The sequence below is a fragment of the Stenotrophomonas sp. STEN033 genome (assembly GCF_056856655.1).
The window spans coordinates 34,627-49,193 of sequence record NZ_JBXFWM010000021.1 but is presented as its reverse complement, the minus strand read 5'-3'; the positions used below and the strand labels follow the sequence as shown (position 1 = coordinate 49,193).

General features: G+C 63.0%; 14 protein-coding genes, 1 tRNA gene and 3 pseudogenes. 13 read left to right on the top strand and 5 right to left on the bottom strand.

Annotated elements, in window-relative coordinates; genetic code table 11:
• Positions 1–34 precede the first annotated feature (34 nt).
• The 12 genes and pseudogenes from clpK to AC1VXC_RS09465 all read left to right on the top strand — a co-directional run.
• A complete protein-coding gene (gene clpK / locus AC1VXC_RS09520; protein WP_481538416.1) occupies positions 35–2,884 on the top strand; it encodes a heat shock survival AAA family ATPase ClpK in 2,850 nt (949 codons plus the stop codon).
• 16 nt (positions 2,885–2,900) lie between these two features.
• On the top strand, positions 2,901–4,331 hold the full coding sequence (cls, locus tag AC1VXC_RS09515; RefSeq protein WP_481538417.1) for a cardiolipin synthase: 1,431 nt from the start codon (positions 2,901–2,903) through the stop codon (positions 4,329–4,331).
• A 27-nt stretch (positions 4,332–4,358) separates the two neighbouring features.
• Positions 4,359–4,487, top strand: a pseudogene (locus AC1VXC_RS09510) (hypothetical protein); the annotation flags it as partial.
• 53 nt (positions 4,488–4,540) lie between these two features.
• Positions 4,541–4,762: pseudogene (locus AC1VXC_RS09505) on the top strand (hypothetical protein); the annotation flags it as partial.
• A gap of 102 nt (positions 4,763–4,864) precedes the next feature.
• Positions 4,865–5,752, top strand: a complete 888-nt coding sequence (gene yfdX2 / locus AC1VXC_RS09500) for a heat resistance protein YfdX2 (protein ID WP_481538418.1) — start codon at positions 4,865–4,867, stop codon at positions 5,750–5,752.
• Positions 5,753–5,848: 96 nt separating this feature from the next.
• Positions 5,849–6,460 carry a heat resistance membrane protein HdeD-GI gene (gene hdeD-GI / locus AC1VXC_RS09495; protein ID WP_481538419.1) on the top strand — a complete coding sequence of 204 codons (612 nt, stop codon included), beginning with the start codon at positions 5,849–5,851 and terminating at the stop codon, positions 6,458–6,460.
• 79 nt (positions 6,461–6,539) lie between these two features.
• Positions 6,540–7,685, top strand: a complete 1,146-nt coding sequence (locus AC1VXC_RS09490; protein ID WP_481512281.1) for a hypothetical protein — start codon at positions 6,540–6,542, stop codon at positions 7,683–7,685.
• The gene (gene trx-GI / locus AC1VXC_RS09485; RefSeq protein WP_012761376.1) at positions 7,675–8,115 is read left to right on the top strand and encodes a heat resistance system thioredoxin Trx-GI; all 441 of its coding nucleotides are present in this window, start codon (positions 7,675–7,677) and stop codon (positions 8,113–8,115) included. The genes AC1VXC_RS09490 and trx-GI overlap by 11 nt, the downstream gene beginning before the upstream one ends.
• 3 nt (positions 8,116–8,118) lie before the next feature.
• Positions 8,119–9,834: a heat resistance system K+/H+ antiporter KefB-GI gene (gene kefB-GI, locus AC1VXC_RS09480; RefSeq protein WP_447586501.1), complete on the top strand. Its 1,716-nt coding sequence runs from the start codon at positions 8,119–8,121 to the stop codon at positions 9,832–9,834.
• The gene (psiE-GI, locus tag AC1VXC_RS09475; RefSeq protein ID WP_481512280.1) at positions 9,831–10,328 is read left to right on the top strand and encodes a heat resistance protein PsiE-GI; all 498 of its coding nucleotides are present in this window, start codon (positions 9,831–9,833) and stop codon (positions 10,326–10,328) included. The genes kefB-GI and psiE-GI overlap by 4 nt, the downstream gene beginning before the upstream one ends.
• A 54-nt stretch (positions 10,329–10,382) precedes the next feature.
• Positions 10,383–10,898 carry a M48 family metalloprotease gene (locus tag AC1VXC_RS09470; protein WP_447586499.1) on the top strand — a complete coding sequence of 172 codons (516 nt, stop codon included), beginning with the start codon at positions 10,383–10,385 and terminating at the stop codon, positions 10,896–10,898.
• A gap of 12 nt (positions 10,899–10,910) precedes the next feature.
• Positions 10,911–11,108: pseudogene (locus AC1VXC_RS09465) on the top strand (transposase); the annotation flags it as partial.
• Positions 11,109–11,123: 15 nt separating this feature from the next.
• Here the strand turns inward: AC1VXC_RS09465 and AC1VXC_RS09460 are convergent.
• Positions 11,124–11,627 (bottom strand): L-threonylcarbamoyladenylate synthase, encoded by a 504-nt coding sequence (locus AC1VXC_RS09460; RefSeq protein ID WP_481538420.1) that lies wholly within the window; start codon positions 11,625–11,627, stop codon positions 11,124–11,126.
• A 44-nt stretch (positions 11,628–11,671) separates the two neighbouring features.
• Positions 11,672–11,762: transfer RNA gene (locus tag AC1VXC_RS09455), tRNA-Ser, on the bottom strand.
• 203 nt (positions 11,763–11,965) lie between these two features.
• Between AC1VXC_RS09455 and AC1VXC_RS09450 the strand changes: the two genes are divergently transcribed.
• A complete protein-coding gene (locus AC1VXC_RS09450) occupies positions 11,966–12,670 on the top strand; it encodes a PP2C family protein-serine/threonine phosphatase (RefSeq protein ID WP_313173809.1) in 705 nt (234 codons plus the stop codon).
• Positions 12,671–12,708: 38 nt separating this feature from the next.
• Here AC1VXC_RS09450 and dnaQ read toward each other — a convergent pair whose 3' ends face one another.
• The 3 genes from dnaQ to AC1VXC_RS09435 are packed head-to-tail and all read right to left on the bottom strand — an operon-like array spanning position 12,709 to position 14,567.
• A complete protein-coding gene (gene dnaQ, locus AC1VXC_RS09445) occupies positions 12,709–13,437 on the bottom strand; it encodes a DNA polymerase III subunit epsilon (protein WP_313173808.1) in 729 nt (242 codons plus the stop codon).
• A gap of 8 nt (positions 13,438–13,445) precedes the next feature.
• A complete protein-coding gene (gene rnhA, locus AC1VXC_RS09440; RefSeq protein ID WP_296247856.1) occupies positions 13,446–13,898 on the bottom strand; it encodes a ribonuclease HI in 453 nt (150 codons plus the stop codon).
• A gap of 15 nt (positions 13,899–13,913) precedes the next feature.
• Positions 13,914–14,567, bottom strand: a complete 654-nt coding sequence (locus tag AC1VXC_RS09435) for a class I SAM-dependent methyltransferase (protein WP_481529196.1) — start codon at positions 14,565–14,567, stop codon at positions 13,914–13,916.

The following is a 14,567-nucleotide window of genomic DNA, read 5'->3' as shown; positions in this document are numbered from 1 at the left end:
GCCTCGTCAGATCAATCTTTACAGGAGCATCAGCATGGCCAGAAAACAATGCCAAGTCTGCGGCCAGCCCGCCACGGTGCGGGTGGAAGCCAATCTCAATGGTCGCCACAGCACCATGCTGTTGTGTGACGATCACTATCGCCAACTGGTGCGCCAGCAAAAGCGCACCGTCTCGCCGCTGGAGGCTCTGTTTGGCTCGCGCAGCGGTTTGTTCGAAGACTTCCTCGGCAGCGACTTCTTCCGCATCGGTGACGATGCACCGTCCGTGGCGGCTGATGCCGACGAAGTGGTCGATGCGTCTTTCGGCGAATCCGCTCCCGCAACGGCGGGCACGGCGCGCCGCCGCGGCAGTGGGCTGGCCAGCCGTATCAGCGAACAGTCTGAGGCCCTGTTGCAGGAAGCCGCCAAACATGCTGCCGAGTTCGGCCGGCCCGAAGTCGATACCGAACACCTGCTGCTGGCGCTGACCGACAGCGACGTGGTCAAGACCATCTTTGGGCAGTTCAAGATCAAGGTCGATGACCTCAAGCGGCAGATCGAATCCGAAGCCAAGCGTGGCGACAAGCCGTTCGAAGGCGAGATCGGTGTGTCGCCACGTGTCAAGGATGCGCTCAGCCGTGCCTTCGTGGCCTCCAACGAGTTGAGTCATTCCTATGTGGGGCCAGAGCACTTTCTGATCGGCCTGGCCGAAGAAGGCGAAGGCTTGGCAGCCAACCTGCTGCGCCGCTACGGGCTCACGCCGCAGGCGCTGCGCCAGCAGGTGAGCAAGGTGGTCGGCAAGGGGGCCGAGGACGGCCGTGCCGAGACGCCGACCAATACGCCGGAACTCGACAAGTATTCGCGCGAACTCACCAAGATGGCGCGCGAGGGCAAGCTCGATCCGGTCATCGGCCGCGCGCAGGAGATCGAGACGACCATCGAAGTGCTGGCCCGGCGCAAGAAGAACAACCCGGTGCTGATCGGCGAACCCGGCGTCGGCAAGACCGCCATCGTCGAAGGGCTGGCGCAGCGCATGGTCGCAGGCGAAGTGCCCGAAACGCTGCGTGACAAGCGCTTGGTCGAACTCAACATCAATGCCATGGTGGCCGGCGCCAAGTACCGCGGCGAGTTCGAGGAGCGCGTGCAGAAGGTGCTCAAGGAAGTGACCGAGCACCAGGGGGAGCTGATTCTCTTCATCGACGAGGTGCACACCATCGTCGGTGCCGGCCAAGGTGGCGGCGAAGGCGGGCTGGACGTGGCCAACGTCTTCAAGCCGATGATGGCTCGCGGCGAGCTGAACCTGATCGGCGCCACCACGCTCAACGAGTATCAGAAGTACATCGAAAAGGATGCCGCGCTGGAGCGTCGCTTCCAGCCGGTGATGGTGCCCGAGCCGACGGTAGCGCAGACCATGATGATTTTGCGCGGCCTGCGCGACACCTTCGAGGCGCACCACAAGGTCAGCATCACCGAGGATGCGATCATCGCCGCCGCCGAGTTGTCCGACCGTTACATCACCGCGCGCTTTTTGCCCGACAAGGCCATCGACCTGCTCGACCAGGCAGCCGCACGCGTGAAGCTGTCGGCCACGGCGCGCCCGGCGGCGGTGCAAGAGCTGGAGTCCGAACTGCATCAGTTGCGGCGTGAGCAGGACTATGTGGCTTCGCGCAAGCAGTACGACAAGGCCGCCGAGCTCGGCAAGCGCATCGAGGCCAAAGAGGCCGAACTAAAGAAGCTCGTCGAGGATTGGGAGCGCGAGCGCGCCTCGGGCAGCGCCGAGGTCAAGGCAGAGCACGTGGCGCAGATCGTCTCGCGGCTGACCGGCATCCCGGTCAACGAGCTGACGGTGGAAGAACGCGAGAAGCTGCTGCATCTGGAACAGCGGCTGCATGAGCGCCTGGTGGGACAGGACGAAGCAGTACGTGCCGTGGCCGATGCCGTGCGGCTGTCGCGCGCGGGCCTGCGCGAAGGCAGCAAGCCAGTGGCCACCTTCCTGTTCCTCGGGCCGACGGGTGTGGGCAAGACAGAACTCGCCAAGGCACTGGCCGAGTCCATCTATGGCGATGAGGGCGCGCTGCTGCGCATCGACATGTCCGAGTACGGTGAACGCCATAGCGTGGCACGCCTGGTGGGCGCGCCTCCGGGTTATGTGGGCTACGACGAGGGCGGCCAGCTCACCGAGAAGGTGCGCCGCAAGCCCTACAGCGTGTTGTTGCTCGACGAGATCGAAAAGGCGCACCCCGACGTCTACAACATCCTGCTACAGGTGTTCGACGACGGTCGCCTCACCGACGGCAAGGGCCGGGTGGTGGATTTCACCAACACCATCATCATCGCCACCTCGAATCTGGGCTCGGACATCATCCAGCGTCGGCTCAAGGCGCGTGGTGCCGCCGGCGAGGAGTATGAAAAGACCAAGACGGAGGTGATGGACGTGCTGCGCGGGCATTTCCGCCCCGAGTTCCTCAACCGCATCGATGAAATCATCGTCTTCCATGCGCTAGGCAAGGAGGAGATCCGCCATATCGTCGGCCTGCAGCTCCATCGCGTGGCGCGCAACGCCGCCAGCCAGGGCGTGACGCTGACCTTCGATCAGACCTTGATCGACCACTTCGCGGAGGAAGGCTACAAGCCCGAGTTCGGCGCGCGTGAGCTCAAGCGGCTGATCCGCAGCGAGCTGGAGACGGCACTGGCGCGCGAGATGCTGGGTGGCGGTATCGGCAAGGGCGATCACGCCAGCGCCCGCTGGGACGACAAGGCCGAACGGGTGGTCTTCGAGCGCCAGGAGCCACCCGCGAAGCCGGCCGAGCCTGAAAAGCCCGATGCCGCGAACGTGGCCGAGGCACCGCCGAACGGCGAGAGCAAGCCTAAGCGCAAGAAGAAGCCGGCGGGCGGCGAATCTTGAGCGATGGGAGGCTGTCGTGTCCGACCCCAACGGGCTGACATGGGCAGCCACCCTCGTGTCGCTGGCGGTCGCTATCCCCACAGCGGGGCACGCGATCATCTACAAGCGTGACCCGCGATCGGCCACGCTGTGGGTACTGCTGATCGCCTTGTTGCCGCTGGGCGGTTCGCTGCTGTATGGGCTGTTCGGCATCAACCGTTACCAGCGGCGGGCGCGGCGGCTTTTTCCGGGAGCAGATCATGCTGTTCGGCAAGGCCTCTCGCCCACGATGCCCGAGGCTGTTTCGGCGCCGCTTGCCGGTCTGGCCCACCTGGTGGGACGCGCCACCGGCCAGTCGCTGACCGGCGGCAACCGCATCGAGCCGCTTGTCGATGGCGAGCAGGCCTACCCGGCCATGCTCGCCGCCATCGAATCGGCGCGGTACAGCGTCGCCCTGGCCTCGTACATCTTCGACAGCCAAGGCATCGGGGCGCAGTTCGTCGATGCGCTGCGCCGGGCTCATGAGCGCGGCGTGCAAGTGCGGGTGCTGATCGACGACGTCTCTGCCCGCTGGACGCCCCGCAGCGCCTACCGCGCCTTGCAACGCGCCGGCGTTCCGGCGGCGACGTTCAACCCGACGTTGATTCCCGCGCGCCTGCATGCCGCGCATCTGCGCAACCACCGCAAGCTGCTGGTGATCGATGGCGAGACAGGTTTCACCGGCGGCATGAACATCTGCAGCACGTATTGGCGGCCCGATGCGCCGGGCCAGGCCTGTCACGATTTGCACTTTCGTCTGCGCGGGCCAGTGGTTGCGCATCTGATGGGGTGCTTCACCGATGATTGGTGCGATACCACGGGCGAGCGGCTCAGCGAGGGTTTCTGGGGCGAATCGCCCGCAACGGCTGATGAACAAGGAAACTCTTGGGCGCGCGGCATCGAGGCCGGTCCCGATGATGCCCTGGACAGGATGCGCTGGACCTTCATGGGCGCTTTGAGCGTGGCGAAGCATTCGGTGCGCATCTGGACACCTTACTTCGTCCCCGATCAGCCGATGATCGCGGCGCTAAGCACGGCCGCGTTGCGCGGCGTGCGTATCGAGATGCTGACGCCCGCAAACGGCGACCATCCCACGGTGCAATGGGCCGCGCGCGCCCTCTACTGGCAGGTGCTGGAGCACGGTGTGCGCATCTTCGAACGGCCTGGCCCGTTCGACCACAGCAAGCTGATGCTGGTAGACGGAGCGTGGTGCTGCCTGGGTTCGGCCAATTGGGATGCGCGCAGTTTGCGCCTCAACTTCGAGTTCAATGTGGAGGTGTACGACACCGCGTTGTCTACGCGGCTGTCATCCCTTTTTGATGCTGCTCGTGATGCGTCGGGCGAGATATCGGCGAAGGCGTTGCGCGCCCGCCCGCTGGCCATCCGCTTGCGCGACGGGGTGGCCCGTCTGTTCACCCCCATTCTCTAGCGACACGACTTGCGAGGAACATTGCCCATGGAAAAGAAAGATCAATGGAACATTGGCTACTGGATCGTCGCCGGCCTGTTGCTGCTGACGCTGCAGAACTACTGGCGGGCGGCGAAGAAGGTCGAGCCCGTGCCCTACAGCAAATTCGAGAAAGCGCTGGCCGAGGGGCGCGTCGCCGAAGTGCTGGTGGCGGACCGCACGGTCACCGGAAGACCGACAAGCGCGATGCCAAGCAGAACGAGGAGCTCAGCACCTTGCTGTCGTCCGTGCGCACGGAGATCGAGATGGCGCAGATCCTGGGTTATGGCAAGAAGGCGGATTTCAAACCCATCTGCGATCAGGTGAAGTCCATTGAGCAAAAGTCGGCTGGTGGCAAAAGCGGCAAGGGATGGTTCGACGAGTTGAAGACGCGCCTCCAAAAGCTGTTTTGAGGTGATGAAGGGGCCGACTGTTCGGTCGGTCAGTCTCGCGATGTTCGCAGTCAGCCCCAATAGATTCGCCTATTTTCACTAACTCATACGAGGCATATCACCATGAATGAGCAAACATCGAATCCCAATGCGACGAACAAAGAAATAAACGAACAGGCCGCGGTAAGCAGCCTTCCTGTCAGTCCAGAGGCCAAGCCTGAAGTCGTCACGGAGGTACAGCCTGAGGTTCAGAAGGAAACGGACTCGCAGGCGGCAGACAGACGTAAACAAGTCCTCGATGAGGCCGTCTCGGCCTTGGCGCTGACCAAATCAGCGCTGGCCGCACTTGACGGCAAGGACGCTGCACGCGCATTGGCAGCGCTGGCCGAAGTGACGGGAAAGCTGGAGCTGATCGTTGCGCGCGAACCCACGCTCGCCCTGGCCCCCGTTGATGTGCGCACCATCGTGCACGACTTGTTCGCCAATACGGAAACCATTGAGGCGATGACCGACGAGGCGCTGTATGCCCTCAAACATGGCGAGGTGCAACAGGCACGTCACGTGCTGGCTTTGCTGGCCAGTGAAATCGTGATCGCGGTCACCAACATCCCTCTGGCGTCCTATCCCGCAGCCGTGAAGTCAGTCGTGCCGCTGATCGATCAGGGCAAGATTGAAGAAGCCAAAGCCGCGCTGCAGGCAGCGCTCAGCACGCTGGTCGAGACGCGCAGCGTGCATCCGCTGCCCGCCCTGCGCGCCAGGCTGCTCCTGAAGCGTGCTGAGACCCTGGTAGAAGATGGTCAGCGGAGCGAAGCGTCCAATGAGCGCCTGGAGACATTATTGAACGAAGCGCGGCAGCAGATGGAAATGGCAGAACTGCTGGGCTATGGAAAGAAGAAGGACTTTGAACCCCTGTATGCTGAACTCAAGAAAGTCAAACAAAAGACGGCTGGGGGAGGCGGCGGAAAAGGCTGGCTCGATGAAATCAACGCAAAGCTGTCCAAGTTGTTCTGAAACCGCTGGATAGGGCGTAAGAGGGGCGCGTCGCGCCCCTCTCTTGGCTCAGGAGTGTTTGCTTTTTCACCCCATTAGATCTTTAGGAGATATAGCATGAATACAGACACCATCACCGATTCCAGTGCGGATGTGCCCACCAAAACACTGTGTTCATTGACCGAAAATTGGTGGATTTTTGCGTTGCGCGGTGTCTTGGCATTGATTTTCGCAGCCCTTGCGTTCTGGATGCCACAATCGGCTCTGTTGGCCATGACCTTAGTGTTCGGCGCATTTTCCTTGGTCAATGGCGCTTTCAACTTGGTTGTAGCGGTGCGCCATATCCAGAAAAAAGAGCGCTGGGGCTGGCTGCTGTTCAGCGGCATTGTCGGCATACTTACCGGCGTCGTCGTCCTGGTTGCTCCTTGGGTCGCCACGATGGTCATGGCTTCTTTTTTATGGGCTAGCGTGGGGTTCTGGGCGATTTTCACCGGTGTGCTGGAGATATCCGCCGCGGTTCGGCTGCGTCAAGAAATCAAGGGTGAAATCTGGCTTGCCTTCAGTGGACTGCTCTCGATTGTCCTTGGCGCTATCGTCTTGTGGATATTTTTTTCCCGTCCGGTCGAGTCATTCCTGGCCGCAGGCTGGCTGTTGGGCTTCTATGCGGCAGTCTATGGTGTCACGCTTTTGTTCTTGAGTTGGCGTCTTCGCAAAACGCGCCAGGGATAAGAGCGGGTCAAGCTAAATTCTATGGATATGAGCATTTTCGGTTCGTGCCTCCATAGAAATGACATCAAAGGAGTCATACATGCAGATGCAATATAGCTATCGAGCTATCGACAAAGAGTTTCATGAACCATGGCAGAGAGCTTTGGGAAATGTGATCGAGCACGCCCTCAAGCCATTGCTCGACAAACACACTAAGGATTCAGTGCGACTTCAAATCGTCCTTGATCGCGACAAGACCAAGCGGCAATTTCTGGCCAGTGGCTATATGCACCTGCCCGGCAAAAAGATTGTCAGCGTTACTGCATCACATGACGAGCTGAAGCCCCTCGCGAAGATGCTCGCACAGTCGTTGTTCCGTCAGGCCAAGAAGCATTTTGACCGGCTGCATGCTCAGGACCAAATCAAGCGCAAAGCACGACGCGAGCGCTTGCGCGAGCTCAAGGTGCGAATTGCCGCAAAACCCGCGTCAGCCGCCCATGAGGCCAAAGTGACCCGAATGCCTCTACTGTCGAAACTTGAGGCTGTCGCAAGGCGTGAGCTGGCTTATCTGCGTGCCGTCGGCGATTTACCGCGCGATTATCCGACGCTGCGCGACGTGGTGGATGAAGCGATTGTCCAAGCTGAGGTGGAATGGCAATCCGTGCCGGAAGAAAAAGCGGCTTACTTCGGTCTTCTGAAGCATCTGTTCGCCGTCCTGGATCACGAAGTGGCAAACAGCCGGCAATTTGGCGAATTCGTTTCTCTGGACACGCCGGTCGAAGCGGATGCCCAGGACGTCGCCGAGGCCATGGTGGAAGAGGAAGTCTTCGAATTTTATCAGCCCGATGACACACTCAGGCTGGCCGATATCATCGCTGACAGTCAGCATCCCGATGCCGCAACGATCGCGGAACAGCAGGAGCTAGTTGATCGGTCGAGCGAGTTCGCTTTTGCATTCGACCTGCTGAAGGACATGCCGCGTTTGTGGCGGCGCATTTTTCTGCTTATCCGTGTGGACGGGCTGGATGCCAGCAGCGTCTCTGAAATCCTGCTGATTCCTAGTAAGGAAGATACTGTCCAAAGGTGGCTCATGCAGGCCGAAGCGTTCATCGCTGCTCATTTGGAAGAGGCCGGAGTAAGCAAAGACGGGAACGATTGGCTCCAAGGCGTTGATTGGTCGGCATTGTCTGTGACCCGAAGCGCGGCAGCCTCACTGTGGTCCAAGGAGGCGAACCATGAAGAATGATCTTCACCTCGTCTGTCCGCATTGCCAGTCCATCAACCGCGTACCGACTGCGAAGCTATCGGAACATCCCAACTGCGGCCGCTGCCAGCAGCCCTTGTTCACGGGCGAACCCATCGAGTTGACCACGGCGACGTTCTCGCGCCACGTGGAGCGCAGCGACCTGCCACTGTTGGTAGATTTCTGGGCACCTTGGTGCGGGCCGTGCAAGATGATGGCCCCGCAGTTCCAGCAAGCGGCGCGCCAGCTCGAACCCAGGGTCAGGCTGGCCAAGGTCAATACCGAGGCAGAACCCCACCTGGCCGCGCAGTTCGGCATCCGCAGCATTCCGACGCTCGCCCTGTTCCAGGGTGGGCGGGAGATCGGGCGTCAGGCCGGCGCCTTGGGCGCGCAGGACATCGTGCGCTGGGCATCTGCACAGGTGGGGCGCTGACCGATGCAGGACTTGCTCGGCGCCACCCTGATCCTGCTGGCGGCATGCAGCCTCGCGGCGGTGGCGACGGCGGCGTTCAGAGTACCCGCCTTGCTGGGTTACCTCGCCGTCGGCGCCTTGCTGGGCCCGTCGGTCAGCGGTGTAGTCGCGCCGGGAGAAGCGCTTGATTTTCTGTCCGAGCTGGGCGTGGCCCTGCTGCTGTTCATGGTTGGGCTGGAGTTCTCCCTCGGGCACTTCTGGCTTTCCCGTAAAACCGTATTGGCGGCCGGCAGCTTGCAGATGATCGCTGTCGCCACGCCACTGACCTTGATGTTGATGTGGCTGGGACAGCCAGTTCAGTGCGCTGCGTTGCTCAGCACTGCGGCGGCCATGTCGTCCACGGCGCTGGTCAGCCGACAGCTGGCCGACCAAGGCGAGCTCACCACCCGCCACGGCCGCAGCGCCATCGCCGTGCTGGTCTTTCAGGACCTGGCCAGCGTGCCCCTGCTGGCCCTGCTGGCGATCTGGGCGCGCGGCGAGTCGCCGAAGATCGAGAGCGTGCTGCTCGAAGTGTTGGGCGTGCTGATGTTGTTCGCGGCAGCGGCCCTCGCCTCCCGTCGTCTGTTGCATGGCCTGCTGGGCTGGGTGGCGCGGCAGGGCCACGAAGAATCCTTCGTGCTGGTTTCCTTGTGCGTGGTGGTGGCTGCCGCCGCTGCTGCACACGCGGTCGGCGTATCCGCCGCCCTGGGTGCGTTTTTGGCTGGCATGGTGCTGGGCGAGAGCGACTTCCGTCACCACATGGAAAGCCACCTCAAACCGTTTCGCGATGTGTTGTCGGGGGTGTTCTTCGTGACCATCGGCCTGCAGTTGGACGGAGCGCAGATTCTTTCGGCACCACTGGCGGTGTTCGCGTGGCTGGCAGTGCTGGTACCGGTCAAGATCGGGCTCAACACCCTGGCCTTGCGGGCGACGCGCCTGTCCGCCCTCGATGCCTGGCGCACGGGCATAGCGTTGGGGCATGGCGGCGAGTTCGCCCTGCTGTTGTTGGGCATGGTCTTGCAGCAGCATCTGATTCCCGCGACCGTCGTACAACCTATGCTGGTCGCGCTGGTGCTCAGCATGGCCTTGGCACCGCTGCTGATCCGCCATCACGATGTACTTGCCCGGTTCTTGAGCCGCACCGGCGGCGTCATTCAGCCACCCCAGGCTGAAGAAGTTGAGATCACCGCGCAGACAGCGCGATTTCGAGACCACGTCATCATCTGCGGCGCGGGCGAGCTTGGCCTGACCGTCAGTGAGATTCTTCGCCACGCCGGCGTGGCGCATCTGCTACTGGAAGCAGACGAGAAGAAGGTAGAGGCCGAGCGTGCCGCCGGCGTGCCGGTGTTCCATGGCGATGCGAGTCGGCCCGATACCCTGCTGGCTGCCGGGTTGGCGCAAGCGCGTCTGGTGGTGCTCACGTTCGCCCATGCCCAGCAAGTGCTGCGCATCGCCCAGGCGATTGCCGAGCGCCGTCCGGCGCTGACCTTGTGGGTGTCATGCAGAAGTACGACCGCGGCCGATGCATTTCGCGCCATGCCCAACGTGCGTGTGTACCAGCAATCCTTTGCCGCAGGCCTTGGGCTGGCGGAACAAGTGATGTCCTCGCTTGGCATATCGGCCGAGCTCGTCGAACGAAACATCAGTGCGATGCGCCGCCGTCTCGACAGCGGCAATGTCGCAGGGAGTCCATCTGCATGAAGTCAACAGGCCGCAATCCATTTCAGGTGTTCCGTGACCAATGGGCCATCATGAGTTTATACGAGCGCTTCGAGCAGGTCGTCGCCCTCGTTCTGTCGGCGGTAATTGCCGTCATCATCGTGGTGTCGCTGTTCCAGCTCATCGCCATCGTCTTCACGCTGCTGGTCCTCGATGCCTTCAATCCCCTGGATCACAAGGTATTCCAGAGTGTGTTCGGCATGATCATGACGCTCTTGATCGCGATGGAGTTCAAGCATTCCATCGTGCGCGTGGCGCTGCATCGGGACAGCATCATCCAGGTCAAGACCGTGATCCTCATCGGCCTGATCGCGCTGGCGCGCAAGTTCGTGATCCTCGACCCCGAGGCGAGCCCTGGCAAGATCGCCGCGCTTGCAGGCGCCACGCTGGCGCTTGGTGCCACTTACTGGCTGCTGCGCGAGCTCGACGACCGCGCCGCCGAGACATCTGAGCATGACCCGTCATCATCCCAGTGACCCGCGCGCGGCGTTGTTGCAACACCCTGGCTCAAACGCCTGCAGACCGGGCTGTTGGTCCTGACCCTGGTCGGGATCGCAGCCGCCGCAGGAAGCCTGCTGTTCGGGGAAAGCGGCCTGTGGCTCGCGCTGTTTGCCGTTGCAGGCACGCTGCTGCTGGAACCGGCAGCCGCATCCGCCTTGACCTTGCGCCTATACCGAGCCCGGGCGCTGCACCCGCACGAAGCCCCGGAAATTTGGGCCCTGTTGCGCGAGCTGTCCGTCCGTGCCGGTTTGCCCGCAACGCCGGTGCCGCACTACGTGCCCAGTGCCGTCGTCAACGCCTTCGCCACCGGATCGAAGCAGGAGGCATCGATCGCTCTCACCGATGGCCTGCTGCGCCGCCTGAGCCCACGCGAGCTGGCGGGTGTGCTCGCGCACGAGATCGCGCACATCGCCAATGAGGATCTGCGCGTCATGGGGCTGGCGGATTCCGTCAGTCGCCTCACGAGCCTGCTGGCCCTCATGGGACAAATCGCGATCCTGCTCAACCTGAACCGCCCCGGGTTCTCCGGAGGCTCCAACCTTTGAGAGGTTGGAGCCATGAAGACGACAGCAACACGTTACTCCCCGGAGCTGCGCGAGCGCGCGGTGCGGATGGTGCTGGAGCACCAGGGCGATCACGGATCGCAGTGGGCAGCGATTGCTTCGATCGCCGGCAAGGTGGGCTGTACGCCCGAGTCGCTGCGCCGGTGGGTGCGCCAGGCCGAGCGTGATCGCGGCTTGCGCAGGGGGCAGACGGTAATCCCCCCATTTTTAGCAGTCGCCAGAAGTGGAGCTAAGCGGCAAGGGCGAGTTTCTGCATCGGCGTGATGCCGCCAGGACGACGCGAGCTTTGGGTGCGTAGTGGGATGGTTTCTGACCGGGCGCAGGTGTGCCATTGGGATTCACCAAGGAGATCGGTGATCCCAGCACAGATTCAAGCATGGCACGGGTGATTGCGCCCGGGCGCAGCAAGCGCGGCGTTCCGTCAGATAGGTCAACAATGGTCGACTCCAGACCTATCTCGCACGTCCCCCCATCCAGGATCAGATCTACCACGTCTCCGAGCGCATCGGCCACATGCCTGGCCCGCGTCGGGCTGACGCGGCCGTAGCGATTGGCCGAAGGTGCGGCAATGCCGTCACCGAAGTGGCGCAGCAGCGCTTGGGCGACCGGATGTGCCGGTATCTGCGCTAATTGCAGGCGTGCAGACGTCCAGAGTGATCCAGCAGCAGCCAGCTCCTCATGGCATACCAGATGGCATACCAGCCAGGCCATAAATGAAAAAAGCCCTTGGATATCAAGGGCTTAGTTCAAGTATCTGGCGGAGAGGGGGGGATTCGAACCCCCGAGGCGCTATAAACGCCTGCCTGATTTCGAGTCAGGTACATTCAACCGCTCTGCCACCTCTCCAGATGTTCCCCGGCGAACCGGGCTGCGAATAATAATAGGCATCGGCTGCGCGGACAAGCGGTTTTTAACAAAAAAACGCCATCCGCCATCCCGGCGCTGCAATCCGCCAGCCAAACGGGTGTCCGCAGGCGCTTGCCGTACACCTCCATGAACGCGATGATGCAGCGACCTTCCCTGCCGAAACACCGCCCGTCCGGGCACCCATGATCGAATTTGGACACCTCAGTCACGTCGGCCTGCGCCGCCAGCTCAACGAAGACACCTATTACGGTGACGGTGAGCTCGGCTTGTGGCTGGTGGCCGATGGCATGGGCGGCCATGCCTGCGGCGAGGTAGCCAGCGCGCTGGCGCGCGAAACCATCGTCCGCGAGGTACGCAATGGTGCCGCGCTGGCCCAGGCCATCCGTACTGCCGACGAGGAAATCATCCGCACCTCCCGTCGCCGCAACGACAGTCTGCCGATGGGCACCACCGTGGTGGCCGCGCGCGTGCAGGGCAATCGCTACGAAGTGGCCTGGGTCGGCGACAGCCGTGCCTATCTGTGGCGCGACGGCAAGCTGGGCCAGCTCAGCCAGGACCATAGTTATGTGCAGGAGCTGATCGCGCAGGGCACGCTCACCGCCGAGCAGGCGCGCGCCCATCCGCATCGCAACGTGGTCACCCAGGCATTGGGCGTGACCGATCCGGCCCATCTCAACGTCGCCATCACCACCGGCGAACTGCGCCCCGGCATGCAGCTGTTGCTGTGCAGTGACGGGCTGACCGAGGAAGTGGACGATGCCAGCCTCAGCGCGGCACTGGCCCATGGCGACTGCAGCGCGCAGGAGTGCGTGGACGCACTGGTCGCCGCCGCGCTGGATGGCGGCGGCTCGGACAATGTCACCGTCGTCCTGATCCGCTGCCACTAGGGCGGCGGAACGCCACGTCAGTCAACGAGCAGCACGACTCAGGCCGATTCGCCCGCTGCCGGCGCAGGCTCGCCGTCCCACCAGGCATGCCCAGCCTTCTTGCGCAACCGGGCCAGGCGCGCCTCATGCGCTTCCTGCTCCGAGGCAGTCACCAGTACGCGCGGCCGTGGCAGCAGTGCCGACACATCGAATGCCTGCACCACGCCACCGGCATTGGTCGATTCGGCTTCGGGCTGGCCAAAACCAATTTCTTCCTGGCCCGAGGTCAACGCGATATAGACGTCGGCCAGGATCTGCGCATCGAGCAGGCCGCCATGCAGGGTGCGGTGGGCGTTGTCCACGCCCAGGCGCCGGCACAGCGCGTCCAGCGAGTTGCGCTGCCCGGGGAAACGCTCGCGCGCCATCGCCAGGGTATCGGTCACCGTCACCCGGCTGGCCAGGCGGCCCTTGCCGGCCAGGCTCATCTCGTTCTCGAGGAAGCCCATATCGAACGAAGCGTTGTGGATGATCAGCTCGGCGCCATCCACGTAGGCGAGGAATTCATCCACCACCTCCTCGAAGCGCGGCTTGTCGGCGAGGAAATCCAGCGACAGGCCGGTGACTTCCGCGGCGCCCGCTTCAAAATCGCAATCCGGCTTCAGGTAACGGTGGAAGTTGTTGCCGCTGGGCCGCCGCTCGAGCAGTTCCACACAGCCGATTTCGACCACACGGTTGCCCTTCTTCCATTCCAGGCCGGTGGTTTCGGTATCAAGGACGATCTGGCGCATCAGCTACCTCAGTTGCTCGCGGCGCCAGCGCGCACGCGGATTGCAGCATCGCGGGCCAACTGGTCCACGCGTTCGTTGTCCGGATCACCGGAGTGGCCTTTGACCCAGCGCCAGTCGATCTGATGGCGCTGGGTGGCCTCGTGCAGGCGCTCCCACAGGTCGCGGTTCTTGACCGGGTCGCCGCCGGCGGTCTTCCAGTTGCGCCGCACCCAGCCCGACATCCACTCGGTGATGCCCTGGCGTACGTACTGCGAATCGGTGAACAAGGTGATGTTGCAGGGCTCGCTGAGCGTCTCCAGGCCCATGATCGCGGCCATCAACTCCATCCGGTTGTTGGTGGTGTGGGCTTCGCCACCGGCGAGCTCGCGCTCATGGCCCTTGTAGCGCAACAACGCGCCCCATCCGCCGGGGCCGGGATTGCCGAGGCAGGCGCCATCGGTATGTACTTCAATTGACTTCATAGTGTTCCGTTGAATTCAGGTCGCCACCGGGCCGCGCCAACTGACGCGACTGGCCTTGATCGGGCCGATGAAGGCCGCGGTGCGTTTTTCAGCTTCCAGCACGCACAAGGCGCGCAGGGCCGGCAGAGCCGTGCCCGGGGTATTGCCCGACTGCGTCCACAGCGGGCCATAGTGCCGCAGCGAGCGACATCGTATGCCTTGCCGCTGCAATAGTGTCCTGCAACGTGCCACCGAGGGCGGCCGCGCACCCTGCCATTGCCAATGCGCGCGGTAGGGACTGCAGCGGTTGAGCAGGGTCACCCAGACCCGCCCGCCGGGCATCAGCACCCGCGCACATTCGGACAGCAAGGGCTCCAGCTCCTCGGCCGCCGGGTGCTCGATGACGATGGCCTTGATCGACTCGCTGGGCAGCGGCAGCGGCAGGCTGCAGCGCAGATCGCCTGCCCAGCCAGGCGCTTGCGGGTCGCGGTGCAGGTGCAGGCCACGCCCCTGCGGGGAGGGGGCTGGCCGCCAGAAGGCGTTTGGCGCCATCCACAGCCATGGCGGCGAGGGAAATCCGCGCATCTGTTCAGACAGCAGCCGCTGCTCCCATTCCCGCATCGCCTGCGCCCCGGCTTTCTCAAACCAGGGCGAGACTGCAGCTTGACGGGGGGACTTGGCGGCAGGCAT

Bases quoted from the DNA above. Each gene is read 5' to 3' on its own strand.
- AC1VXC_RS09490 (WP_481512281.1), top strand. From the start codon at position 6,540: ATGCAGATGCAATATAGCTATCGAGCTATCGACAAAGAGTTTCATGAA.
- kefB-GI (WP_447586501.1), top strand. From the start codon at position 8,119: ATGCAGGACTTGCTCGGCGCCACCCTGATCCTGCTGGCGGCATGCAGC.
- AC1VXC_RS09435 (WP_481529196.1), bottom strand. From the start codon at position 14,567: ATGCCTGCCGCCAAGTCCCCCCGTCAAGCTGCAGTCTCGCCCTGGTTT.
- AC1VXC_RS09460 (WP_481538420.1), bottom strand. From the start codon at position 11,627: ATGGCCTGGCTGGTATGCCATCTGGTATGCCATGAGGAGCTGGCTGCT.
- clpK (WP_481538416.1), top strand. From the start codon at position 35: ATGGCCAGAAAACAATGCCAAGTCTGCGGCCAGCCCGCCACGGTGCGG.
- rnhA (WP_296247856.1), bottom strand. From the start codon at position 13,898: ATGAAGTCAATTGAAGTACATACCGATGGCGCCTGCCTCGGCAATCCC.
- psiE-GI (WP_481512280.1), top strand. From the start codon at position 9,831: ATGAAGTCAACAGGCCGCAATCCATTTCAGGTGTTCCGTGACCAATGG.
- hdeD-GI (WP_481538419.1), top strand. From the start codon at position 5,849: ATGAATACAGACACCATCACCGATTCCAGTGCGGATGTGCCCACCAAA.
- dnaQ (WP_313173808.1), bottom strand. From the start codon at position 13,437: ATGCGCCAGATCGTCCTTGATACCGAAACCACCGGCCTGGAATGGAAG.
- yfdX2 (WP_481538418.1), top strand. From the start codon at position 4,865: ATGAATGAGCAAACATCGAATCCCAATGCGACGAACAAAGAAATAAAC.
- trx-GI (WP_012761376.1), top strand. From the start codon at position 7,675: ATGAAGAATGATCTTCACCTCGTCTGTCCGCATTGCCAGTCCATCAAC.
- AC1VXC_RS09450 (WP_313173809.1), top strand. From the start codon at position 11,966: ATGATCGAATTTGGACACCTCAGTCACGTCGGCCTGCGCCGCCAGCTC.